Source organism: Herbihabitans rhizosphaerae (assembly GCF_004216555.1).
GTDB classification, from domain to species: domain Bacteria; phylum Actinomycetota; class Actinomycetes; order Mycobacteriales; family Pseudonocardiaceae; genus Herbihabitans; species Herbihabitans rhizosphaerae.
Genome location: NZ_SGWQ01000003.1, coordinates 250,851 through 274,346, shown reverse-complemented (window position 1 = coordinate 274,346; position 23,496 = coordinate 250,851). Strand labels below are relative to the sequence as shown.

The window sequence follows — 23,496 nt, the reverse complement described above, 5'->3', positions numbered from 1 at the left end:
ACAACCCATCGCCGATACCATGGTCTGGTGGGGTGCCCCGGTGCGGGTGGGGGCTGCGTCCAGTACGTGGGCAAGATCAAGTCGTGGGTGTTCGTTCGTCAGGGTGAGGTGAGCATGCGGTCGCGGTAGCCGCGCGGCGTCTCGCCGACCACTTTGCGGAACGTGCGCGAGAAGTGTGCCGCGTTGGCGAACCCGCACTGCCGGGAGATCTCGCCGACCCCGCGCCGCGCGTGCGCCGGGTCGCCGAGCAGCTCGCGCGCCCGCTCGATGCGCAGCGTCCTGATCCGCCCGGACACGCCGTCGCCGTCGTCGAACAACTGGTACAGCCGCCGCCGCGAGATGAACAGCGCGTCGGCGATCCGTTCAGCGGTCAGCGACGGATCGGCCAGGTTCTCCTTGATGTAGTCGACCGCCGCGCGCCTGCGGGTGGCGATCGCGTCCGCGCGATCCAGCTCGGTCCGCAGCGCGCTGCGCAACACCAGCTCGGCGAGCCCGGTCAGATACGGCTTGATCCCGTGCGGGTCCAGCGAACTCGCCACGACCAGCAGGTGCGCCACCGAGGAGGCGAACAGCGCCTGCAGCGGCCGGTCCACCGGCACTGGCTGGAACAGCAGCGGCCGCAGCTCGGCGAAGCTGATCGACAGCTTGTGCGTGGCCACCGTCAACAGCACCACGCCCTGCGCCTTCGCGCCGTCCGCGCCCGCAGGGGGATGGGCCCGCAGCGCGCACTCGCCGAAGGACATGCTGACACCCTTCGGCGGCAGGTACCTCGGCAGCAGCGCGCGCATCAGGATCTGCAGCTTCTCCGGTTCGGAACGGCCGCCGCCGGTGATCGCCTGCCGGGTGGCGCTCGCACCGGACGCGCGCACCACCAGGTAGCCGGTCGCGACCTCCTCGGGGGTGGCCTCGGCGGGAGTCGGCCGCTCGGCCGGCCCTCCGATCACCCGCGACAGGGACGCGAACCGCTTCTCCAGCGCGGGCGGTACCCGATGAGCGGGGGCCGCGGTGCCGCGTGGTGGTGTCTCACGCCGCATCGCGCCCCCCTCTCCAGTGCCGGACAGCTTAGGGCTTTACGGCCCCTCGGCGCGCAGTGCGGACTTCGCCCGCCACTGCTCCCAGGACAGCGTCCAGTCGTAGAAGTCGCCGTCCTTGGCCGACAGGCGCACCGTGCTGCCCTCGATCTCGACCGGGTCGCCGACGAGCGCGGTCTCGAAGTACGCCTTCGCGTTGACCGGCGACAGGTTCACGCAGCCGTGTGACACATTGCGATTCCCCTGTGCCGCAATGGATTCCGGGTTTCCGTGGATGTAGACGCCGTTGTTGGACACGCGCATCGCCCACGGCATCGACACGTTGTAGTAGCCGTACTTGGGGTTGGTCATCGAGACGACCTTCTCCTTGGACATCACCACGTGCGTGCCGCTCGGCGTCACCCGTCCGGGATCGGACTCCAGACCGTAGCTGGCCGGGTAGTCGGCGATCTGCACCCCATCGCGCACCACCTTCATGCGATGGGTGCGAGTGTCCGCCTTCACGACCTGCGATCGCCCGATCGTGAACTTCGACGACACGTCCGCCAGCCCGTAGGAGCCGCCGCCGAACGCGACGCCGTACAGCTTCGCGTCCACCGCCACCTCGGTCCCCGGTGTCCAGTACTGCCTCGGCCGCCAGTGCGCGGTCCGGTCGTCCAACCACGCCCACGACCCCTCGGTGGGCACCGACGTGCGCACCGGCATCGCGCGCTCGACGGCGGTCTTGTCCTTGACCGGCGCGTCGAACGTGACCGAGATCGGCATGGCCACGCCGTAGGTCTGCCCGTCGCCGGTGTTGACCTTCGCGCGCACCTGCCGGGCCGGCCGGACGGTGCTGAACTCGCCGCCGATCGGCAGCGTGTCGCCCGTGCGGGTGACGGCGCGACCGAACCAGGTGTACCGCTTGCCGTAGCCGAGCGGCTCGCCCGCGGTCCATACCCGGCGGTCGGCCGACAGCGTGCCCGCCACCGTGCGCCCCTCGGCGTTGGTCAGCGCGACCTCGGCTAACTCGGCGCCGGCGGCGGTGACGCGCACCGGCTGTGCCGGGCTGGTGTCCTGCGCGCCGGCGGCCGGCTCGGCGGTGACCGCCGGCGTGCTCGTCTCGGCTTCGGTGTGCGCGCCGCCCGTGACGCTGGTGGTGCAGCCGGTGAGCCCGGCCAGCACGGCCGCGCCGACGGCCGCGGCGGTGATGGTGAACTTGCGCCCCATTGGTGATCCCCTTCCCTTCCGACACCTGTTGTGATGCCGGTGTGGGCGGGAAAGTTCGGAGGCCGGTGAGGGCGCACGCGAGGCACCCTCACGTGCGCGTGTGGATCACCCGTTTGGCCTAGCGAAGAACGCTTTGACCAGTAGTGCGGTGTCCGAGTTGGCGATACGATTTGCCGCGCAGGCCGTAGTTTCTGTGTTCGTGTTTCCACGCTCGCGGAACAACAACGCGGGCGTGCTGCTTCTCGCTGAAGTGGGCGAAGGCACCGCCCGGGGACGGCCCGGGGTTGCACGGTGTAACCCCACGCTGATCCTGCGATGGAGGCAGGTACATGGCACAGGGCACTGTCAAGTGGTTCAACTCCGAGAAGGGCTTCGGCTTCATCGCCGTCGACAACGGCGGGGCTGACGTCTTCGTGCACTACTCGGAAATTCAGGGCAAGGGTTTCCGCACCCTGGAGGAGAACCAGCGCGTCGAGTTCGAGGTCGGCCAGGGCACCAAGGGCCCGCAGGCGACGAACGTGCATCCGCTGTAAATACCCAGTGCGAACAGTGGCCCCCGACCGGTTGGTCGGGGGCCACTCTCGTGTCAGTGGTCAGCCGGTGACGCGCGGGATCCTGTTGGTCTCGTCGAGGCCGCGCGGGGCTGCGGGGACGCGCTGCTGGTCGAGCTGGCGGGCCTCCCACTCGAGGCGCTGCGTGACCCACTCCTGGGCGAGCGCCTGCGGTGAGGTCTGCTGCCGGGCGGCGATCTCCCGGAGCTGTTCGTTGGCCATCAGGGCGAGGCGGAGCTGGTACACCTCGGAGCCGCCGAAGCGCCGGCCGGCGCCGGTGCTCTCCGGATCGCCCTCGGGGGCGAGTGCGGCGAGGTAGGACTCGAGCTCCGTGTCGGGCAGCACCTCGTTGTGCTCACGGTCGACGGTGCGGTGGCGGCCGGTCGAGCCGGCACGACTGACCGGCTTCATGTTGGTGCGGCTGCTCAAGCGTCCAAGACTGGGAAGAGGCACGGCGAACACCATAACGGTTCGGTGACGACGACATAGCGACTGTGACACGCGACACACCGATTTGGCCCAACCTTCGCAACCCTGTGCCACCCCACACGTCCAAACCCAACTGAGCCGAACTCGAAGGGTTCATCTAGTGCGTTAGTCCAAACGCAACGCACCGACGTTGGAAGACGAGGAACTCGCACCGTGGGGGGTCCGGGGGGTCGACCCCCCGGGTAGACACAAAGACCCTGCGAAGGCGCGAAAAGCGACGAGCAGGCATGGAGAGGCCCCCGCGCCAGGGGGAGGAACGCGGGGGCCGGAGGGGATCTCCACAGGCGCTGACCGGGGGTGTGTCAGCACCACGATTGTTGCACGGGAAACGTCTCTGTGCGAGTGCTGGCGAGGAAAAAATACGGGTGAGTTGTTCACTGGATGTCGGCGGGACTTCGCATACCCGTGACCGAAGCGTGTCTTGACCCGCCGTTCCCGCCCGGCAGCGGTGTGGTCCGGCGGTCGCCGTTGATCACGGCGCTGATCAGGGATGACGGCGATCGGGTCAACGCGCGTGCCGGCGTCGCGAGGAGCGGATCACGTCGGCCCGGCCGGCCGAGGAAAGACGTTCGGCTGCTGACCAGGAGAGGTCGATCATCGGTCTGGTCGGCCCCTCCGTGAGGGTGATGCGGGCGTGTCGTGACACCCGATAGTGCGATGCGTAGCCCTTGCGGACAGTGAATGACCCGAATGGCCGCGTAAAGGTTTCGTGCGGGGCCGAAATGCCGGGTATTGGGAAGCTCAACGCCGTCGGTCAACTACCCTCGGTTGCCCCTCTTTCACTCGCCGGGGGGCTGTGGCGCGCGCCTTCTCTCTCATAGCCTCACGGCCAAACCGAAGCCGGGGAGGGCGTTATGAGCGGGTCCCTTGAAGTTCGGCAGTTTCTGATCAGGCACGAGACCCTCGACCAGTCGAGTCCGACGTTCGGCGTGCCGACTCAGCGCAACGCTGATGGCGCTCGGGTGTCCGACGATCAGGTAAGGCGGGCTCGCCTCGCGGTGGCGCGCGGCGCGGAGGGTGTCGAGGACTGTCGCCAGTTGCTCGACATGCTCGGTCTCGCGCCGGGCGAGGACGGTGTGCCGCCGGTCTGCCGTTGAAAGCTCCTTGCGGGCGAGGAGAGTCTTCCGTAACACTGTTATGTGACAACGTTGCGGAGGACTGGATGAACGCTGACCACGTCAAGGTCGCCGAGGAGATCAGGCCGGTCGTCCAACGTGCCGGCGGCCGGGCCATGACCGGTCCGGAGATGGCCAAGCAGGAGGCGCGGCTCGGCTTACCCGACAAGGCGCTGTACTTCCGGGGACGCTCGGCCGTGCTCGGCGATCCGCCACCCGCGATCGTCGTCGAGGTCTTCGGCCTGTTCCCCGCGTGGGTCGTCGAGGCGCTGCTGCCCGTGGCGACCCGGAAGGTGAACGCGACCGAGGCGGTGCACGCCTACTCGGCGGCACTCTGGGCCTGGTCGCGCACCAACCTGTCCACCGTCGACGAACCGGCCCGGCTCGCCGAGCTGATGCTGCGCGTGGTCGACGCCGCCGACGCGAGCGCACTGCCCCTGTTCGCCGGCTGGCGGGTCGCGCCCCGACCGGACGACCCGGTCGAACTCCTCGGTCACGCCATCAACGTGCTGCGCGAACTCCGCGGCGGGCTGCACTTCGCCGCGCTGCGAGCCAACGGGCTCGGCGTCCGCGACGCCGTCGTGGCCGACCCGGACGGCGGACGCGGCCGGCTGCGGCGCACCGGATGGCGCGACGCCGACGCCGACGAGTTGATCGCCAACGCCGAGCGGATCCCCGACCTGGCCGACCGGTGGGCGGCCGCGCAACGGCTCACCGACGAGCTCACCGGCCAGGCGCTCGCCGTCGCGCTCGACTCCACCGAGCTGGCTGAACTGCGAGATCGTGTGATCTCCGTCGGCGACAGGTAACCCGCTTTGGAGGACAGCGGGTGCGTGTCCTATGCTCTACCTGCTCCCAGCGGAGGATCGCGCAAGCGAACCGATAGCCTCTGAGGGCGCGGCCGGGCGGTTCACCGGATCGGCCGGGCTCCCATCGTCTAGCGGCCTAGGACTCCGCCCTTTCAAGGCGGCAGCGCGGGTTCGAATCCCGTTGGGAGCACGCACGCGAATTACATATGGCCCTGTGGCGCAGTTGGTTAGCGCGTCGCCCTGTCACGGCGAAGGTCGCGGGTTCGAGTCCCGTCAGGGTCGCGGGCGATGGGCGACGTGTGTCTGCGGAAAGCGCAGACCGCGTCGCCCTTCATCATTCCCGGGGGGCCGAGCCCCCCGGACCCCCACGTTCCTACCGGGTCACCAACCAGCGTGATTGCGCCCTACTCGGGCGCGGGGCGCCCTCGTGGGTGCGTTGGTCTTGGACTAACACATGGGTGACACATATCGCGGGATCCGTTTGGGGTTTGGCGGGTTACGGTTGGGCCATTCGTGATGCGAGGTGGCCGTGCGGACGTTGTTGGTGGACAACTACGACTCGTTCACGTTCAACCTGTTTCACGCGTTGGCGGAGGTTACTGGGGACGAGCCGACGGTGATCGCGAACGATGAGGCTGGCTGGGATGTGGGGCGGCTCGCTGATTTTGACTGTGTGGTGGTGTCGCCGGGGCCGGGGACTCCGCACCATGATGGTGATCTTGGGGTGACGCGGGAGATCGTGCGGGCCGGGGGGCTGCCGATCTTGGGGGTGTGTTTGGGGCATCAGGCGTTGGCGTTGGAGTTCGGGGCAACTGTGGAGCGGGCGCCGGAGCCGTGGCATGGGCGGGTGTCGCGGATCGTGCACGACGGGGTGGATCTGTTTGAGGGGTTGCCTTCGCCGTTCGAGGCGGTGCGGTATCACTCGTTGGCGGTGACCGATCTGCCTGACGAGTTGGAGGCGATCGCGTGGACGGCGGACGGGATGGTCATGGGGGTCCGGCATCGCACGAAACCCTTGTGGGGCGTGCAGTTTCACCCCGAATCGGTGCGCACCGAACACGGGCACGCGCTGCTCGCCAACTTCACCCGGCTGGCCGTCCACAATGGACAGAAGACCGCGCCGACGCCACCCGTCAGTCCGAAATGGACGGTGAAGCGGCGGCTGCGAGTGCTCGCCGAGACCGTGCCGACCCGGGTGCCCGACGATATCGTGTTCGACCACCTGTTCCGCAACGGCCGTTACGCGTTCTGGTTGGACGGCAACGAAAGCGGGCGTTCGGTCATGGGGGACGCGAGTGGGCCGCTGGCGCGTGTGGTTACCGCTGACGCGTGGGACGACACCGTCACGATCACCGAGCAGGACTCGACCATCACCGTCCACAGTGGACTGTTCGACTGGCTCGACGCCGACATTCGTGGCATTGACACGCACGTCCCAGATCTGCCCGGTGGGTTCGCGCTCGGGTGGGTGGGGTACCTCGGCTACGAGTTGAAGTCGCAGTGTGGTGCGCGCCGCGCCCACCGGTCCGAGCTGCCCGATGCCACGCTCGTGTTCGCCGATCGTGCTGTCGTGATCGACCATCACACCGGTCTGACTCACCTGCTGGCGCTCGCCGAAGGCGATGACGCCGACGCCGGGGCGTGGCTCGCGAGTACCGCGGAAGTGTTGCGGCGCTTACGAAACGAGCTGCCAGCGGTCCCGGAGGTGGCGAGCCGTCCGGTGCGGACGCGGCACGATCGCGGGCGCTATCTGGAGTTGATCAAGTCCTGCCTCGGCGAGATCGTGGACGGCGAGACCTACGAGGTGTGCCTCACCAACATGATCACCGCCGACGGCCCGGTCGACCCGTGGGCGTGCTACCAGCGGCTGCGGCGCGCACACCCCGCGCCGTTCGGCGCCTACCTCTCCTTCGGCGACACGGCCGTGCTGAGCACCTCGCCCGAACGGTTCATCAAGGTCACCGAGGACGGGCAGCTCGAGTCGAAGCCGATCAAGGGCACCCGGCCGCGCGGCGCCACACCCGAGGAAGATGCCCGGATCCGCCACCAGCTCGCGCACGACGAGAAGGACCAGGCCGAGAACCTCATGATCGTCGACCTCGTCCGGCACGACCTCGGACGAGTCGCCCGCGTCGGATCCGTGCGCGTGGACAAGCTCTTCGACGTCGAGACCTACCCGAGCGTGCACCAGATGGTCAGCACCGTCCGTGCCACCCTGCGGCCCGAGGCGTCCGCGGTGGACTGCGTGCGCGCCGCGTTCCCGCCCGGATCGATGACCGGCGCGCCGAAACTGCGCACCATGAAGATCATCGACGAACTGGAGGCCGGTCCGCGCGGCGTCTACTCCGGCGCGATCGGCTACTTCTCGCTCACCGGCGCGGCCGACCTCAGCGTCGTGATCCGCACCCTGGTCACCGACGGCCGGCGAGCCGGCTACGGCGTCGGCGGCGCCATCGTCGCGCTGTCCGATCCGGCCGCCGAGTACGAGGAGACCGCGGTCAAGGCGGCACCGCTGCTCGAACTCTTCGACACCCCGTTCCCGGGCCGCTGACCTGCGGAGACGTGCTTCCCTGGAACTCTCGTGAAGTCACGGGCACCCGTACGTTAGGCTTTCCGAGTACGGCCAGGTAGCTCAGTTGGTACGAGCGACCGCCTGAAAAGCGGTAGGTCGGCGGTTCGATCCCGCCCCTGGCCACGGGCTCGGGCGACATGTGTCCGCGGAAAGCGCGGACCGTGTCGCCCGTCATCATTCCCGGGGGGCCGAGCCCCCCGGACCCCCACGTTCCTACCGGGTCATCTTCCAGCGGGTGTGCGCCTATTCGGGCGCGGGGCGCCCTCATGGCGCGATTTCGGGACGGCTGCCTTAGTCACATGGTGCGTGTGTTCGTGGGTGTTTTTTGTGGTGGGTGGGTTGTGGTTGGGGGCTGTTGGGTGGTTTCGGACTTTTGGGGGGTGGAGGGGGCTGGGGGCGGGGTTGGACGATGGGGCGTGTGTTGTCGCTGATTCCCGGGCCGGTGCGGCGGTTGGCGGTGCTCGGGGCGCACTGTGATGACGTGGCGATCGGGGCCGGGGGGACGCTGCTCGACTTGTGCCGGCGGATGCCTGGGGTGCGGGTCGAGGCGCTGGTGCTGACGGGTGGGGGCACTGGGCGGGAGGCCGAGGAGCGGGCGGCGCTGGGGAAGTTCTGTCCGGGGGCCGAGCTGAACGTGCGGGTGCTCGAATTGCCGGACGGGTGGGTGACGGGGCACTGGGCGGCGGCCAAGGAAGCTGTCGAGGATCTGCGTGCCGTTATCGATCCTGACCTGGTGATCGGGCCGGCGAAGTGTGACGCGCACGCCGACCATCGCACTCTGGCGGGCATCGTGCCGTCGGCGTTTCGCGATCATCTGACGCTCGGGTACGAGATCGTGAAGTGGGAGGGCGACCTCGGGCAACCCTCGGCGTACTACCCGCTGACGGGGGATCTGGTCCGGGAGAAGAGCGACCTGCTGCACGAGCACTACCCGTCCCAGGCGGCCAAGCCGTGGTTTGACGGGGAGACCTTCTTGGGGCTGGCCCGCGTCCGCGGGGTCCAGTGCCGCGCCCGCTACGCCGAGGCCTTCTACGTGGACAAAGTCGTGATCGGCGCGCCTCCGCGCGACTGAGTGGCACGTGGTTCGTTATTTTTGTTCGGCCCGCCAATTCTGCGGGTTTCGATTCTTCTCCTATTTCGGGTAAATGGCCCACCGGGTGACGCCGTCGAGTTGAGGACCACAGTCCTCACTCGTGGGGGTGAGCCTTTGGTTCACCGTCCGTGTAACAGGCTCGATAGGGCGAACGAATCATGAAGCACAGCGACGGAGTGGCGGGGCGTCTTCGCCAATCCGTTGTGTGCCAAGGATTCCCGTTACGTTAGGACGCACGGGGGCGTCCAGCGGCCGCATACACCCGAACCGGGTCACCGGGGGGAAGGTCACCATGAGTGAGCAGGTGAGGTCGTCGCGCCGAAAAGTCGGCGGCAAAAGGCCGGAAAACGATTCCCGTGCTGGACGTCCATTACCATCCGGAGAACCGTCACAGCCGCCCATTGCGGCATGGGAACCGCGTTACCGCCGATCCGTCGTCTCCAGTGACGCCATGGCCACCGCATTCGCGGTGTTCGTCGGAGGCGGCGTCATCTCCGCCAATGTCGGCCTGACCGCCTGGTCGACGATCGGGTACGCCAGCACCACCGTCCTGGTCGTCCTCGCCTCGATGCTGATGTGCCGCGTCTGGTGGGTCGAGGTGCTCGGCCAGGGTGCCGAGGAGTTCCGCAGGCTGGGCCGGGGGCTGTTCGCCGCCGCCGTGGTGCTCGCGCTCGGCGGGCTCGCGGTCGGCGCCTCGTCGGTGCGGCTGTGGGTGTTCCTCGTGGTGCCGGCGATCGCGGTGCTCGCCTTTCCCGCCCGGTACGTGCTGCGCAGGTGGCTGCACCACGAACGCCGATCGGGCCTGTGCCTGCTGCCGGTGATGGCGGCCGGCAGCCCGGAAACCCTTCGTGACTTGATCAAACGCACCCGGAGCGCGCCGCACCTCGGCTGGCGGGTGGACGCGGTGTGCACTGTGGACGGTCGCGGCAGTGACGTCGACGGGGACTTCGACGGCGTGCCGGTGGTCGGCCGGCTGGAGGACCTGTCCGAGCGCGCGCGCCGCGGCGGGTATCGCATCGTCGCGGTCACCGCCGACTCGTACTGGACACCGAACCGCCTGCAGCGCCTGGCCTGGGACCTCGAGGGCAGTGGCGCGGAGATGGTCGTCGCGCCGGTGCTGATGGAGGTGGCCGGACCGCGACTGCACGTCACCGGCGTACTCGGGATGCCGCTGCTGCGGGTCAGCGAACCGACGTTCACCGGCGCGCGGCGCGTGGTCAAGGGCGTGGTCGACCGGATCGGCGCGGCCCTGCTGATCACGCTGCTCACCCCGCTGATGCTGATCGTGTCGATGCTGATCGCGGTGGACAGCCGCGGGCCGGTGTTCTACAAGCAGCGCAGGGTCGGCAAGGACGGCGACGAGTTCACCATCGTCAAGTTCCGCACGATGGTCACCGACGCGCACGCCAAGCGCGCCGAACTGGTCCACCACGACGAGGGCGCCGGGCTGCTGTTCAAGATCCGCCGCGACCCGCGCATCACCAGGGTCGGCTCGGTGCTGCGGCGCTACTCGATCGACGAGCTGCCGCAGCTGTTCAACGTGGTGACCGGCTCGATGTCGCTGGTCGGACCGCGTCCGCCGCTGCCGGAGGAGTCCGCGCGCTACGCCGACCATGTGCGCAGGCGGCTGCTGGTCAAGCCGGGTCTGACCGGCCTGTGGCAGGTCAGTGGGCGCAGTGACCTGCCGTGGGAGGAGGCCGTGCGGCTGGACCTTCGCTACGTCGAGGACTGGTCGCTTGCCCTGGACGCGGTGATCTTGTGGAAGACGTTCCGAGCAGTGTTCTCGGGCCAGGGAGCTTATTGATGCGGGTAACGAGCAGCGCGCGGCCGTCGATCTGGCGGCAGTGCGGGTGGAGAGGGATGGCGGGATGACCGAGCAGAAGTCCATCGGGATCGCGGTGGTCGGCGCCGGCTACTGGGGACCGAACCTGGTGCGCAACGCCGCCGCCACGCCGGCGCTCCGGCTGGAGTACCTGTGCGATCTGGACACCGAGCGAGCCCGCACGGTGCTCGGCGCGTACTCCACGGTGCGGGTGTCCGGCTCGCTGGACGAGGTGCTCGCCGACCCGGCCGTGGACGCCGTCGCGGTGGCCACCCCGGCGGCAACACACCTGCCGGTGGCCATGGCCGCACTGCGCGCAGGCAAGCACGTGCTGGTCGAAAAGCCTTTGGCCGCAACGGTTTCCGACGGGCGCGCACTCGTGGACGAAGCGCAGGCGCGCGGGTTGGTGCTGATGCTGGACCACACCTACTGCTACACGCCGGCCGTGCAACGGCTGCGCGAGCTGGTGCGCGGCGGGGAGATCGGCTCGGTGCAGTACCTCGACTCGGTGCGGATCAACCTCGGGCTGGTGCAGCCGGACGTGGACGTGCTGTGGGACCTCGCGCCGCACGACCTGTCGATCTTCCTGTCGATCCTGCCGGACGACATCGTCCCGGTGTCGGTGGCCGCGCACGGATCGGACCCGATCGGCGCCGGCCGCGCCTGCGTCGGGCACCTCACCCTGGAGCTGAGCAACGGCGCGATGGCGCACGTGCACGTGAACTGGCTGTCGCCGACCAAGATCCGCACGATGGTGATCGGCGGGTCGGAGCGCACCGTGGTGTGGGACGACCTGAACCTGCTGCAGCGCCTCGCGGTGCACGACCGGGGTGTGGAGCGCAAGGGCGCGATCGACCTCGGGCCCGAGGAGCGCACCAGGGCGATCATCTCGTATCGCACCGGCGACATGGTCGCGCCCGCGCTGCCCGAGCGGGAGGCGTTGCGGGCCGTGATGGCGGAGTTCGCCGCGTCGATCGGGGAACGCCGCGCGCCGCTGACCGACGGCTGGGCCGGGCTGCGGGTGCTCACGATTCTCGAAGCGGCGTCCAAGAGCCTCGCCAGCGGAGGCGTGTTCGTGGACGTCGAGCAGGAACACATGGTGGGAGGGGCGGTCGCGTGACCGAACGACTGGCGACCGTGCGCGGTGTGGCCCAAGAACCGGCCCGGAGATCGCCGATGGACATGACAGTGACGGCCACGCCGCTGGACGGTGTGCTGGTCATCGAGCCGGACGCGTTCGTCGACGAGCGCGGGTTCTTCTTCGAGAGCTACAGCGCGCGGCGGTGGCGCACACACGGCCTGTCGCTGGATTTCGTGCAGGACAACCATTCCCGGTCGCGCGCGGACGTGATCCGCGGGTTCCACTTCCAGGACGAGACCGCGCCGCAGTACCGGCTCGTGCGGTGCACGGTCGGCGCGGTGTGGGACGTCGTGGTGGATCTCCGGGTCGGCTCGGAGACCTTCGGCCTGTGGTACGCGGAGGAGCTGACCGCGGACAACCGCAAGCAGTTGCTGATGGGGCCGGAGTTCGCGCACGGGTTCGCGGTGCTGTCCGACTGGGCCGAAGTCCAGTACAAGTGCACGAACTTCCACCAGTCCTCCGCCGAGCGGGCGCTGGCCTGGGACGACCCGGACATCGCGGTTCCGTGGCCGATCAGTGACCCCGTTCTGTCCGAAAAGGACAGTCACAACCCGTCGCTCGCCGAGTACCTGAACGACCCGGCGTTCAGCAGAGGAGGGCTCGCGTGAACCTGTCCGACGCGCGTGTGTTGATCACCGGCGGCGCCGGCCTGGTCGGCTCGACGATCGCCGACCAGCTGCTGGCCGAGGACGTCGGCGAGATCGTCGTGCTGGACAACCTGGTGCGCGGCCGGGTGGACAACCTCGCCGCGGTGCGCGCGTCCGGCAAGCTCCGGCTGATCGAGGGCGACATCCGGGACACCGCGACGGTGGCCGCCGCGATGGACGGCATCGACGTGCTGTTCCACCAGGCCGCGATCCGGATAACACAGTGCGCCGAGGAGCCCCGGCTGGCGCTGGACGTGCTGGCCACCGGGACGTTCAACGTGCTGGAGGCGGCCGTCGCGGCGCGGGTGCGCAAGGTGGTGGCGGCGTCCTCCGCGTCGGTGTACGGGCTCGCGGAATCCTTCCCCACCACCGAGAAGCACCACCCGTACGGCAACCGCACGATCTACGGCGCGGCCAAGGTGTTCAACGAGGGGCTGCTGCGCAGCTTCCACGAGATGCACGGGCTGGACTATGTCGCGCTGCGGTACTTCAACGTGTACGGCCCGAGGATGGACGTGCACGGCGTCTACACCGAGGTGCTGGTGCGCTGGATGGAGCGGATCGCCGCCGGCCAGCCGCCGCTGATCCTCGGCGACGGAACGTCCACAATGGACTTCGTCTACATCGAGGACATCGCGCGCGCCAACCTGCTCGCGGCGATCGGTGACGTGACCGGCGAGGTGTTCAACGTCGCGTCCGGCACCGAGACCAGCCTCGCCCAACTCGCCGGCGCGCTGCTCGACGTGATGGGCTCGGACCTGCGGCCGGAGCACGGCCCGGAGCGCAAGGTCAACGCCGTGCCGCGCCGGCTCTCCGATACCAGCAAGGCGCGCGACGTGCTCGGCTTCGAGGCGAAGGTTTCCTTGCACGAAGGGCTTTCCCGGCTCGTCGACTGGTGGCGCGCCGAGTTGAAGGAGACGGCATGATCCCGATCACCAGGCTCTTCGTCGGGGAAGAGGAGGCCGACGCCGCCGCCGAGGCGGTCCGGTCCGGGTGGCTGTCGGTCGGCCCGCGCGCCGCCGAGTTCGAGAAGCTGGTCGCCGAGCGGGTGGGTGCCGCGCACGGCGTGAGTGTGAACAGCTGCACCACCGCGTTGCACCTCTCCCTGCTCGCGGTGGGCATCGGGCCCGGCGACGAGGTGATCTGCCCGTCGTTCACCTTCATCGCGACCCCGAACGCGATCAGGTACACCGGTGCGGCGCCGGTGTTCGCCGACATCGATCCGCTGACCTACAACGTGGACCCGGTGCACGTCGAGCAGCTGATCACCGAGCGGACGAAGGCGATCATGCCGGCCAGCCAGATCGGCCTGGCCGCCGATCTGCCGGCGTTGCGCAAGATCGCCGATCGGCACGGGCTTCACCTGATCGAGGACGCGGCACCGTCGCTCGGCGCCACGATCGACGGCGTGCTGCTGGGCGCGATCAGCGACGTGACGTGTTTCAGCTTCGACGCGCGCAAGATCCTCACCACCGGTGAGGGCGGCGTGATCACCACCGATGACGCCGAGGTCGCCGAGAAGCTGCGCGCGCTGCGGGCGCACGCCGCGTCGGTGTCCACCCTGGCGCGACACACCTCCACGGCGGTGATCGCCGAGCGGTACGCCGAGGTCGGGTTCAACTACAAGCTGACCGACATCCAGGCGGCGGTCGGCGTCGTGCAGATGGGCAAGCTGGACCATGTCGTGGCGCGTCGCCGTGCGCTGGCCGCGCGGTACGACGAGCTGCTCTCCGGCCTGGAAACCGTTGGCACGCCGTACGAACCGGCCGGCTACCGGCACGTTTACCAGTCCTACGCCGTGCGGCTGCGCGGAGTATCCCAAATGGAGGTGATGAACGCGATGGCCGCACGCGGAGTGGCGACGAGGCGGATCATCGCGTGCCACCTCGAACCGGCGTACGCCGATCTGTCCACTCCGGACCTGCCCCCGGATCTGCCCCAGTCGGCGCGGGCCGCGGCGGAGCATGTGCTGCTGCCGATGTTCGTCGGGCTGACCGAGGCCGAGCAGGACGAGGTGGTCGCCGCGCTCACCGCGGCCGTGAGCGGTTCGCCATGAGAGACCTGCTGCTCGTCGGCGCGGGTGGCCTGGCGCGCGAGGTGCTCGCCGCGGTCCGGGCGCTCGGCGACGTGTGGCGGCCGATCGGCTGTCTCGACGACGATCCGGCGCGACACGGGTCCACAGTGGACGGTGTGCCGGTGCTCGGGGCGAGCGAGCTGGCGCACGAGCACGACGGTGCCGCCGTCGTGGTGTGCGTGGCCAGTCCGGTCCGTCCGGACGGCCGGCTGCGCGTGGTGCGGCGGCTCGGTCTGCCGCCGAGCCGGTACGCCACGATCGTGCATCCGGCGGCGTCGGTGGCCGACGGCGTGCGACTCGGCGAGGGCACGGTGCTGCTGGCCGGCGCGGTGATCACCGCACGGCAGACCCTCGGTGCGCACGTGCTGGCCATGCCGCACGTGCTGATCACGCACGACGACCAGGTCGGCGACTTCGTCACGCTGGCCGGACGGGCGGCGCTGGCCAGCGGCGTGCGGCTCGGCACGGCGGCCTACGTGGGCGCGGGCGCGCTGATCCGCGAAGGGCTCTCGGTCGGACCGGGCGCGGTGATCGGCATGGGCGCGGTCGTGCTCCAGGACGTTCCCGCCGGCCAGATCTGGGCCGGCGTTCCGGCCCGCCGGCTGGCCGGTCGTCAGGTCAGACAGGAGGCGTCGTGACCGAGATCGTGAGTACGCCGGTGCCGCTGGTGGATCTCGCCGCGCAGCACGTGCGGATCGCCGACGAGGTGGCGGCCGGGTGGGCCGAGGTACTGGAGCGCACCGCGTTCATCTCCGGTCCGCAGGTGGCCGAGTTCGAGGAGGCCTACGCCGCGTTCAGTGGGGTGCGGCACTGCGTCGGGGTGGCCAACGGCACCGACGCGGTCGAGCTTTCCCTTCGCGCGCTTGACATCCGGCCCGGCGACGAGTGCGTGCTGCCGGCCAACACGTTCATCGCCACGGCGGAGGCGGTCGCCCGGACCGGTGCGGTCCCGGTGCTCGTGGACTGCGATCCGGACACCGCGCTGATCGACGTGGACGCCACCGCCGCGGCGATCACTCCGCGAACCCGGGCCGTGCTGCCCGTGCACCTGTACGGGCAGACCGTGCCGATCGAGCAGTTGTACGCGGTGCTGCCGGCCGGGGTCTCGATCGTGGAGGACGCGGCACAGGCGCAGGGCGCGCGCCGGTACGGCCTGCCGGCCGGAGCACTCGGCGACATCGCCGCGACCAGCTTCTACCCCGGCAAGAACCTCGGCGCGTACGGGGACGCCGGCGCGGTGACGACGTCCTCGACGCGCCTGGCCGACGCGGTGCGGCTGCTGCGCGAGCACGGTTCGCCGCGCAAGTACGAGCACGCCGTCGCCGGTATGAACTCGCGGCTGGACACCCTGCAGGCCGTGGTGCTGTCGGCGAAGCTGCGCCTGCTGGAGGAGTGGAACGACGCGCGCCGGCTGGCCGCCAAGCGGTACGACGCGCTGCTCGCGTCGTACGACGAGGTGATCACGCCGGTGGTGCTGCCGGGCAACGAGCCGGTGTGGCACCTGTACGTGGTGCGGGTCGCCGAGCGGGACCGGGTGCTGGAGTCGTTGCACGCCAAGGGAATCGGTGCCGGCATCCACTATCCGACGCCGGTGCACCTGACCGGGGCTTTCGCACATCTCGAGCACCGGGACGGTGATTTCCCGATAGCCGAACGACTGGCCGGCGAGATCCTGTCGCTGCCGCTGTTCCCGGAGATCACCGTGTCGCAACAGGAGCGGGTGGTCGACGCGGTGGCGGAGGCGATTCGGTGATGACCGTGAGTACTGGGGTTTTCGTGCACCCCAAGGGTTTGTGCGAGAGCGACATGGTCGGCTCGGGTACCCGGGTGTGGGCGTTCGCGCACGTGCTGCCCGGTGCGCGGGTCGGTCGTGACTGCAACATCTGCGACGGCGCGTTCGTCGAGGGCGGTGCGGTGCTCGGCGATCGGGTGACGGTGAAGAACGGCACGCTGGTGTTCGCCGGCGTGCACTGCGGCGACGAGGTGTTCCTCGGGCCGAACGTGTTGTTCACCAACGACTTGCGGCCGCGGGCGGCGATTCGCAAGAGTGCCGCGGAGTTGGTGTCCACCACGGTGGACCGGGGCGCCTCGCTCGGCGCCGGTGTGGTCGTGGTGTGCGGTGTCCACATCGGACGGTACGCGTTCGCGGCGGCCGGCTCGGTGATCACCGCCGACGTGCCGCCGCACGCGTTCGTGGCGGGCAATCCGGCGCGTCCGAAGGGCTGGGTGTGCGAGTGCGGGGAGCGGCTGGACGGCGATCTGCGCTGTCCGGCGTGCCTGCTGCGTTACGTGGAGTCACCGTTGGAACGTGGCCTGCGCAAGCGCGAATCCGTTGTCACTCAACAAAAGTAACGGCGGGTCCACATCGGACGATCGGGCAGACAACCTGGTTCGTGTACGTAGCGTGGAGGCGAAAATGAAGCTCCCAGGACGAAGCCTGGGCGTCGCGGCCGCGGTGCTGTGTGCGTTGTCGCTGTGTCTGATCCCCTCCGCAAGCACCGGCGCGCGGCTGATGCTCGCCGCGGCCGGCCCGTGTGACGCGCCGACCAACCCGATCGTCTGCGAGAACTCGAAACCCGGCACGCCGCGGGACAGCTGGTTCGTGGAGAGCTACTACGGCGACATCGAGGGATTCGCGACACAGGCCAGCGTGCAACCCGGCGAGCGGCTCGACTTCAAGATCAAGACGCCGAGTACCGACTACGAGGTCGACATCCTGCGGATCGGCTACTACGGCGGCGCCGGCGCGCGCCAGATCACCACGCTGCTGCCAAGCGTGAACCTGCCGCAGAACCAGCCACAGTGCGCCTACCAGTCCAACGTCGGACTCGTGGACTGCGGAAACTGGGCCGTGTCAACGAGTTGGCAGCTTCCGACCACGGCGGTGCCCGGCTTCTACGTGGCCAACTTCATCCGCAACGACGGCGCGGGCGCGAGCCAGTATCCGTTCGTGGTGCGCTCGGACGCCTCGCACTCCGAGATCGTCATCCAGACCTCCGACCAGACCTGGCAGGCGTACAACATGTACGGCGACCGCCCGGGGATCAACGAGTACTCGCTGTACGGCGGCGGCTGGCCGGGTTCCTCGGACGGGCGCGCGTACAAGGTCAGCTACAACCGCCCGCACCGGCAGAGCGGCACCGCGAGCTACCTCAACGCCGAGTACCCGCTGATCAGGTTCATGGAGCGCAACGGGTACGACGTCAGCTATCTGACCAGTGTGGACATCAACCGCAATCCCGGATTGTTGTTGAACCACAAGGTGTACATCTCCTCCGGGCACGACGAGTACGTGACCGGCACGCAGCGCACCGCGATCGAGCAGGCCCGCGCGGCCGGCGTGCACCTGATGTTCCTGTCCGGCAACGAGATGTTCTGGAAGACCCGGTTCGAGAACGCGATCACCGCCGGCAACGCGGCGCACCGCACCCTGGTCAGCTACAAGGAGACCAAGGTCAACGCGAAGATCGACCCGCATCCGGAGTGGACCGGCACCTGGCGCGACCCGACGGCCTCGCCGCCGTCGGACGGCGGACGCCCGGAGAACGCGCTCACCGGGCAACTGTTCATGATCAACGGCTATCGGGCGGACGCCATCCAGGTGCCGGCCCAGTACGGCCGCAATCGCTTCTGGCGCAACACATCCATCGCCACCGCGACCACCACGACCACGCTGCCGGTCGGCACGCTGGGCTACGAGTGGGACGTCGATCCGGACAACGGCCACCGGCCGGCGGGCGCCGTCCCGCTGTCGGAGACGACCGTGACCGTCGGGCCGGAGCAACTGCTGCGGGACCACGGCAACGTGTACGGCTCCGGGCCGGCCACGCACAAGATGACGCTGTACCGCGATCAGCAGAGCCGTTCGCTGGTGTTCGGCTCCGGCACCGTGCAGTGGGCGTGGGGCCTGGACGGCGACCACATCTACCCGTACGGCGCACCGCCCAACGCGCCGACCAGTTCGATCATGCAGCAGGCGACCGTGAACCTGTTGGCGGACATGGGATCCCAGCCGCGCACGCTGATGCCCGGCATCCAGCCGGCGACCGGGGCCACCGACACCACCGGCCCGACCGTGAACGTCGGCTCCCCGGCGGCCGGGTCGACCGTGCCGGCCGGGACGCCGCGCACGATCACCGGCACCGCGACCGACGCCGGCGGCGGGCGGATCGGCGCCGTCGAGGTGTCCGTGGACAACGGCGCTACCTGGCGGCGGGCCACCGGCACCGACACCTGGACCTACCCGTGGACGCCCAGCGTGCTCGGGCCGACCACGATCCGGGTGCGCGCGTCCGACGACAGCGCGAACCTGGGCGCGGTGCGCACGGTGAACCTCACCGTCGGCGCGCAGCAGTGCCCGTGCACCCTGTTCGGCAACGCCACACCGTCCATTGTGGACGCACTGGACACCTCGGCGGTGGAGTTGGGCACCAAGTTCTCCACCTCGGTGAACGCCACCGTGACCGGCGTGCGGTTCTACAAGTCCTCGGCGAACACCGGCACGCACACCGGATCGCTGTGGACGACCAGCGGGCAGCGGCTGGCCACCGGCACGTTCAGCGGCGAGTCGGCAAGCGGTTGGCAAACGCTGAATCTCGCCACACCGATCCAGATTCGTGCTGGTCAGACCTACATCGTGTCCTACACGACGACAAGCGGTCACTACTCGGTGGATCCTGGCTATTTTAATAGCAAGGGTGCGGGAATTGTGCCACTCACCGCGCCGGCCACGGGCGCTGTCACCGGTGGCAACGGTGTTTTCCGTTACGGGCTTGGCTTCCCGGACAGCTCGCACAACGGCGGCAACTACTGGGTCGACGTGGTGATCACGACCGACACGGCGGACAACACGCCGCCGACGATCAGCTCGGTCTCACCCGCGTCCGGCGCGACCGGTGCCTATCTGGACGGCAACGTCACCACCACGTTCAACGAGGGTGTCGACCCAGCGAGCGTGCAGTTCGCGCTGCGGCAGGGGAGCACGACCGTGCCCGGAGTGGTGCGCACCGACGACAACGTGGCGACCTTCGCGCCGACGAACCTGTTGGCGCCCAACACGTCCTACACCGCGACGGTGCACGCCACCGACGGGTTCGGCAACCCGCTGGCCGCGCCGCTGACCTGGAGCTTCACCACCGGAACCGCGATGACACCGTGCCCGTGCACGATCTTCCGCGGCGCGAATCCTCTGGTAGAAGACGTTCCCGATCCGAACGACGTGGAACTCGGCGTGAAGTTCTCCGCGTCGGTCAACGCGACGGTCACCGGGGTGCGGTTCTACAAGTCCTCGGCGAACACCGGCACGCACACCGGCTCGCTGTGGACGGCGACCGGCCAGCGGCTGGCCACCGGCACGTTCACCGGCGAGACGGCGAGCGGCTGGCAGACGCTGACCTTCGCCACGCCGGTACAGATCCAGGGCGGGCGCACCTACCTGGTGTCCTACCGTGCGCCGAACGGGCACTACTCCGTCGACGCCGCGTACTTCGCCACCACGGGCGCCGGCCGAGGCGTGGTCACCGCGCCGAGTTCGCCGGCCGCCGGTGGTCAGGGCGTGTACGTGTACGGCGGCGGCTTCCCGTCCAGCACGCACAACTCGAACAACTACTGGGTCGACGTCGTGGTGAACACGGCCGGCGCGGACAACACGCCGCCGACGGTCACCTCGACCGAGCCGCCGGCCGGCGCCAACAACGTGTCCGTCGGCACCGGTGTCACCGCGTACTTCTCCGAGCCGGTCGATCCGGGCACCGTGCAGTTCTCGTTGAGCGGCAACGGATCCGGCATCGCGGGCAGCACGCAGGTGGCGCCGGACGGGCGGAGCGCGATCTTCGTGTCGAACTCGTCGCTGCCGGCGTCCACGCAGATCACCGCGTCCGTGCGGGGCAACGACCTGCAGGGCAACGTGATGGCAGCAGCACACGTGTGGACGTTCACCACCGGTGCGCTCGGCGCGTGTCCGTGCTCGCTGTTCCGGCCGACCGACGTGCCGGCCGCGTCCGCCGTCGACTCGCCGGTGGAGCTGGGCATGCGGGTGCGCCCGTCGCGGGACGGCACGGTGTCCGGGGTGCGGTTCTACCAGACCGAGGGTGACACCGGGACGCACACCGGCTCGCTGTGGTCGCCGGCCGGGCAGTTGCTGGCCACCGGCACGTTCACCGGCGAGTCGGCCAGCGGCTGGCAGACCCTGACGTTCGCATCACCCGTGGCGGTGACATCCGGTACGACGTATGTGGTCTCGTATCACACTGGCGCCGGGCGATACGGCCATACGGGTGGCTACTTCACCGCCGATCGGACGAATGGGCCGCTGACCGCGCCCGCGAGCACCGAAATCGCCGGAAACGGCGTGTACCGCTACGGAAACGGCGGCGCATTCCCGACCGACACCTACAACGCGGCCAACTACTGGGTCGACATCGTGTTCAACTGACCCGAGGGGGATCAGTGTCCACTGTGGACGTGGTGATTCCGTGCTACCGCTACGGTTCCGTGCTTCCGACCGCGGTGCGCAGCGTGCTGGACCAGCCGGGCGTGGACGTGCGGGTGCTGGTGATCGACGACGCGTCCGGCGACGGGAGCGCGGACGTGGCCCGGTCCCTGGCCTCGGCGGACAGCCGGGTGTCGGTGATCGAGCACCGGGTGAACAAGGGCCACATCGCCACCTACAACGAGGGCCTGCTCGACTGGGCCGGCGGCGACTACTGCGTGCTGCTGTCCGCGGACGACGCGCTGACCCCCGGCGCCCTCGGCCGGGCGGTCGCGCTGCTGGACGCGCACCCGGAGGTCGGGTTCGTCTACGGCCGGCCGGTGCACTGGGACGGCTCGGAGCCGCTGCCCACCGCGCGCACCATGGTCACCGGGACGACTGTCTACAAAGGACACTCGTGGCTGCGGCGGCGGTTCATGATGGGCGACGGCTGCATCACCTCACCCGAGGTCGTGGTGCGCACGTCGCTGCACCATCAGGTCGGCGGCTACGACCCGGAGTTGCCCTACACCGGTGACATCGAACTGTGGATGCGGATGGCGCTGCACGCCGACGTCGGCTACCTGCGCGGGGTGGACCAGGCGTACTACCGGGTGCACGGATCGAGCATGACCGACAAGGACTTCCCGGCCGCCGGAGTGCGCTCGCTGCGCCAGCGCCTGGCCGCCTACGAGGCGCTGCTGGCGCGGGCCGACGGCATGCTGCCGGACGCGCCGATGCTGGACCTGCGGGTGCGGCGAGTGCTCGCCAAGGACGCGCTCCGGCGGGCCGGGCGGGCCTACGACAAGGGACGTGCGGACGTCGATCCGGTGGACGAGCTGGTGGACTTCGCGTTCGGCTCGTATCCGGACGCGGCTCGGCTGCCGGAATGGCGCACGCTGCGGCTGCGCCAGCGGCTGGGCGCGTCACGCACGAAAGCGTTGCGCCCCTTGGTTTTCACCGCGGCCGCTCGCCGGGCCAGGGAGATCTACCGGGTCAACCGCTGGCAGCGCACCGGCGTCTGAAGCCTTCGTGCCCGCGCGCACTCTCGCCTGTCGCACCGTGAGGGCGATGGCCACCACGAGGCAGCCGGCCGCGAGGACGGCGGCGGCGCCGAACGCGGCCTGCACGCCCTCGTTCAGGCCGGCTCGCCGGTCAGGAGCGCCGGTGTCGGTGGCAGCGATCGAAACCGTGGTGCACAGGGCGATGCCCAGTGCCGCGCCGATCTGGAACACGGAGTTGTTTATCCCGGAGGCCAGGCCGGACTCGTCGGGCTTGGCGTTGGACAGCGCGGCGATCGCACTCGCCACAACGGTCGTGCCGATCCCGAACCCGAACACGATCATGCCGGGCAGCAGGTCGGTCCAGTAGTCGCCGCCGACCGGTACTCGGGACAGGAGGAACAGGCCGACGGTGAGCGGCACCGCGCCGCCGACGGCCACCTTCTGATAGCCGAATCGGGTGGTCAGGGCACCCGCCAGGTTGGACCCGGCGATGGACATCACGGCGTACACCGCGGTGCTGAGACCGAAGAGAGTCGGGGAGAACCCAAGCACCTCCTGGGCATAGACCGACATGAAATAGGCGCCGCCGTACAGCGACATGCAGACGAACAGCGTCATCAGGTTGCCGCCGATCAACTGGCCGTTGCGCAAGGTCGACAGCGGCACGAGTGGTGCCTTCGCTCGGCGCTCGGCCACCACGAACAGCGCCAGCAGGACGATCGCCGCCGCGAGCAGGCCCAGCGTCCGCGCCGAGCCCCAGCCGGCGGACGGCGCGCTCACCACAGCCAACACGAGCAGCACGAGAAAGCCGGTGACCGTTATCGCGCCGGGCAGGTCGAGCGACCTCGGTCCGGCTCCGACAGCGGTCTCGGGCAACAGTCGAGGGCCGGCCACCAAGACGAGGCCGGCGAGTGGAGCGTTGATGAAGAAGATCCACTCCCAGCCGAGGCCCTCGGTGATCGTTCCGCCGACCAGCAGCGCCGCGGTGGCGCCGAACGCGCCCATGCCGGTCCAGATCCCGATCGCGCGGTTGCGTTCCGGCCCTTCGGCGAACGTCGCCATCAGAACCGCCATCGCGGTCGGTGCCATGATCGCCGCCGCCGCGCCCTGGATCACCCGCGCGGCGATGAGGATCGGTCCGGTCCAGGCGATTCCGCAGGCGATCGAGGCCAACAGGAACAGGCCGGTGCCGACAAGGAACATGCGACGGCCACCCAGTAGGTCCGCGGTGCGGCCACCGAGAAGCAGTAGCCCGCCGAAGGCGAGCAGGTATGCGCTCATCACCCAGGAGGATCCGCCGCTGCCGAGGTGGAACTCGGCGCCGATGGTCGGGAGCGCGAGCACGACGATCTGCGAGTCAATGATGATCATGAAGTAGGCGATGCAGAGCAGGGCGAGCGCGCGCCAACGACGGGGCGAGGGCGTGGCGGCATCGGCCGCCTCGGAGTGGTTCGTTGTGTGTGACATGGG

The 23,496-nt window shown here is 69.3% G+C and carries 19 protein-coding genes and 3 tRNA genes; 18 read left to right on the top strand and 4 right to left on the bottom strand.

Translation table 11 applies throughout. From position 1 onward, the window contains the following. Positions 1 to 98: 98 nt before the first annotated feature. Together EV193_RS10890 and EV193_RS10885 are read right to left on the bottom strand one after the other, a co-directional pair. Positions 99 to 1,034 (bottom strand): helix-turn-helix transcriptional regulator, encoded by a 936-nt coding sequence (locus tag EV193_RS10890; RefSeq protein ID WP_130343923.1) that lies wholly within the window; start codon positions 1,032 to 1,034, stop codon positions 99 to 101. A 36-nt stretch (positions 1,035 to 1,070) separates the two neighbouring features. After that, entirely contained in the window at positions 1,071 to 2,240 is a 1,170-nt protein-coding gene (locus EV193_RS10885; protein WP_130343922.1) for a L,D-transpeptidase, read from the bottom strand. A gap of 329 nt (positions 2,241 to 2,569) precedes the next feature. On the opposite strand from EV193_RS10885, the gene EV193_RS10880 reads away from it, so the two are divergent. Continuing rightward, positions 2,570 to 2,773: a cold-shock protein gene (locus EV193_RS10880; protein WP_130343921.1), complete on the top strand. Its 204-nt coding sequence runs from the start codon at positions 2,570 to 2,572 to the stop codon at positions 2,771 to 2,773. Between the two features lie 60 nt (positions 2,774 to 2,833). Here the strand turns inward: EV193_RS10880 and EV193_RS10875 are convergent, their stop codons facing one another. Beyond that, positions 2,834 to 3,220 (bottom strand): hypothetical protein, encoded by a 387-nt coding sequence (locus tag EV193_RS10875; protein WP_341273154.1) that lies wholly within the window; start codon positions 3,218 to 3,220, stop codon positions 2,834 to 2,836. 914 nt (positions 3,221 to 4,134) lie between these two features. On the opposite strand from EV193_RS10875, the gene EV193_RS10870 reads away from it, so the two are divergent. From EV193_RS10870 to EV193_RS10790, 17 genes are all read left to right on the top strand, one after another. Continuing rightward, positions 4,135 to 4,377, top strand: coding sequence for a hypothetical protein (locus EV193_RS10870; RefSeq protein WP_130343919.1), 243 nt, complete (start codon positions 4,135 to 4,137; stop codon positions 4,375 to 4,377). Between the two features lie 65 nt (positions 4,378 to 4,442). Continuing rightward, complete coding sequence (locus EV193_RS10865; protein ID WP_130343918.1) at positions 4,443 to 5,204, top strand: SCO6745 family protein; 762 nt, start codon at positions 4,443 to 4,445, stop codon at positions 5,202 to 5,204. Positions 5,205 to 5,321: 117 nt separating this feature from the next. After that, positions 5,322 to 5,394 (top strand) — tRNA-Glu (locus EV193_RS10860). Positions 5,395 to 5,412: 18 nt separating this feature from the next. Further along, positions 5,413 to 5,486 (top strand) — tRNA-Asp (locus EV193_RS10855). Positions 5,487 to 5,733: 247 nt separating this feature from the next. Continuing rightward, on the top strand, positions 5,734 to 7,755 hold the full coding sequence (pabB, locus tag EV193_RS10850; RefSeq protein WP_130343917.1) for an aminodeoxychorismate synthase component I: 2,022 nt from the start codon (positions 5,734 to 5,736) through the stop codon (positions 7,753 to 7,755). A gap of 70 nt (positions 7,756 to 7,825) precedes the next feature. Beyond that, positions 7,826 to 7,899, top strand: a tRNA-Phe gene (locus tag EV193_RS10845). 295 nt (positions 7,900 to 8,194) lie between these two features. Further along, a complete protein-coding gene (locus EV193_RS10840; RefSeq protein WP_130344358.1) occupies positions 8,195 to 8,848 on the top strand; it encodes a PIG-L family deacetylase in 654 nt (217 codons plus the stop codon). A gap of 472 nt (positions 8,849 to 9,320) precedes the next feature. Beyond that, a complete protein-coding gene (locus tag EV193_RS10835; protein ID WP_242613285.1) occupies positions 9,321 to 10,673 on the top strand; it encodes a sugar transferase in 1,353 nt (450 codons plus the stop codon). 64 nt (positions 10,674 to 10,737) lie between these two features. After that, positions 10,738 to 11,811 carry a Gfo/Idh/MocA family protein gene (locus EV193_RS10830; protein ID WP_130343915.1) on the top strand — a complete coding sequence of 358 codons (1,074 nt, stop codon included), beginning with the start codon at positions 10,738 to 10,740 and terminating at the stop codon, positions 11,809 to 11,811. After that, a complete protein-coding gene (rfbC, locus tag EV193_RS10825) occupies positions 11,808 to 12,440 on the top strand; it encodes a dTDP-4-dehydrorhamnose 3,5-epimerase (RefSeq protein ID WP_242613284.1) in 633 nt (210 codons plus the stop codon). The genes EV193_RS10830 and rfbC overlap by 4 nt, the downstream gene beginning before the upstream one ends. After that, on the top strand, positions 12,437 to 13,405 hold the full coding sequence (locus tag EV193_RS10820; RefSeq protein ID WP_207222588.1) for an NAD-dependent epimerase/dehydratase family protein: 969 nt from the start codon (positions 12,437 to 12,439) through the stop codon (positions 13,403 to 13,405). The genes rfbC and EV193_RS10820 overlap by 4 nt, the downstream gene beginning before the upstream one ends. Next, positions 13,402 to 14,535 (top strand): DegT/DnrJ/EryC1/StrS family aminotransferase, encoded by a 1,134-nt coding sequence (locus tag EV193_RS10815; RefSeq protein ID WP_130343914.1) that lies wholly within the window; start codon positions 13,402 to 13,404, stop codon positions 14,533 to 14,535. Before EV193_RS10820 ends, EV193_RS10815 begins: the two co-directional genes overlap by 4 nt. Next, the gene (locus tag EV193_RS10810; RefSeq protein ID WP_130343913.1) at positions 14,532 to 15,191 is read left to right on the top strand and encodes an acetyltransferase; all 660 of its coding nucleotides are present in this window, start codon (positions 14,532 to 14,534) and stop codon (positions 15,189 to 15,191) included. The genes EV193_RS10815 and EV193_RS10810 overlap by 4 nt, the downstream gene beginning before the upstream one ends. Beyond that, positions 15,188 to 16,306, top strand: coding sequence for a DegT/DnrJ/EryC1/StrS family aminotransferase (locus EV193_RS10805; RefSeq protein WP_341273153.1), 1,119 nt, complete (start codon positions 15,188 to 15,190; stop codon positions 16,304 to 16,306). Before EV193_RS10810 ends, EV193_RS10805 begins: the two co-directional genes overlap by 4 nt. After that, positions 16,306 to 16,905 (top strand): acyltransferase, encoded by a 600-nt coding sequence (locus EV193_RS10800; RefSeq protein ID WP_130343912.1) that lies wholly within the window; start codon positions 16,306 to 16,308, stop codon positions 16,903 to 16,905. The genes EV193_RS10805 and EV193_RS10800 overlap by 1 nt, the downstream gene beginning before the upstream one ends. 64 nt (positions 16,906 to 16,969) lie before the next feature. Beyond that, positions 16,970 to 20,986, top strand: coding sequence for a DUF4082 domain-containing protein (locus EV193_RS10795; protein WP_130343911.1), 4,017 nt, complete (start codon positions 16,970 to 16,972; stop codon positions 20,984 to 20,986). Between the two features lie 14 nt (positions 20,987 to 21,000). Beyond that, a complete protein-coding gene (locus EV193_RS10790) occupies positions 21,001 to 22,047 on the top strand; it encodes a glycosyltransferase family 2 protein (protein WP_130343910.1) in 1,047 nt (348 codons plus the stop codon). On the opposite strand, the gene EV193_RS10785 is transcribed toward EV193_RS10790, so the two are convergent. Then, the gene (locus tag EV193_RS10785) at positions 21,949 to 23,493 is read right to left on the bottom strand and encodes an MFS transporter (RefSeq protein WP_130343909.1); all 1,545 of its coding nucleotides are present in this window, start codon (positions 23,491 to 23,493) and stop codon (positions 21,949 to 21,951) included. The genes EV193_RS10790 and EV193_RS10785 overlap by 99 nt on opposite strands. Positions 23,494 to 23,496 lie beyond the last annotated feature (3 nt).

What these genes read in the sequence shown, in the direction of transcription:
- EV193_RS10890 (WP_130343923.1), bottom strand. Translation starts at nt 1,034, where the DNA reads ATGCGGCGTGAGACACCACCACGCGGCACCGCGGCCCCCGCTCATCGG.
- EV193_RS10885 (WP_130343922.1), bottom strand. Translation starts at nt 2,240, where the DNA reads ATGGGGCGCAAGTTCACCATCACCGCCGCGGCCGTCGGCGCGGCCGTG.
- EV193_RS10880 (WP_130343921.1), top strand. Translation starts at nt 2,570, where the DNA reads ATGGCACAGGGCACTGTCAAGTGGTTCAACTCCGAGAAGGGCTTCGGC.
- EV193_RS10870 (WP_130343919.1), top strand. Translation starts at nt 4,135, where the DNA reads ATGAGCGGGTCCCTTGAAGTTCGGCAGTTTCTGATCAGGCACGAGACC.
- EV193_RS10865 (WP_130343918.1), top strand. Translation starts at nt 4,443, where the DNA reads ATGAACGCTGACCACGTCAAGGTCGCCGAGGAGATCAGGCCGGTCGTC.
- EV193_RS10835 (WP_242613285.1), top strand. Translation starts at nt 9,321, where the DNA reads ATGGCCACCGCATTCGCGGTGTTCGTCGGAGGCGGCGTCATCTCCGCC.
- EV193_RS10830 (WP_130343915.1), top strand. Translation starts at nt 10,738, where the DNA reads ATGACCGAGCAGAAGTCCATCGGGATCGCGGTGGTCGGCGCCGGCTAC.
- EV193_RS10815 (WP_130343914.1), top strand. Translation starts at nt 13,402, where the DNA reads ATGATCCCGATCACCAGGCTCTTCGTCGGGGAAGAGGAGGCCGACGCC.
- EV193_RS10810 (WP_130343913.1), top strand. Translation starts at nt 14,532, where the DNA reads ATGAGAGACCTGCTGCTCGTCGGCGCGGGTGGCCTGGCGCGCGAGGTG.
- EV193_RS10800 (WP_130343912.1), top strand. Translation starts at nt 16,306, where the DNA reads ATGACCGTGAGTACTGGGGTTTTCGTGCACCCCAAGGGTTTGTGCGAG.
- EV193_RS10795 (WP_130343911.1), top strand. Translation starts at nt 16,970, where the DNA reads ATGAAGCTCCCAGGACGAAGCCTGGGCGTCGCGGCCGCGGTGCTGTGT.
- EV193_RS10785 (WP_130343909.1), bottom strand. Translation starts at nt 23,493, where the DNA reads ATGTCACACACAACGAACCACTCCGAGGCGGCCGATGCCGCCACGCCC.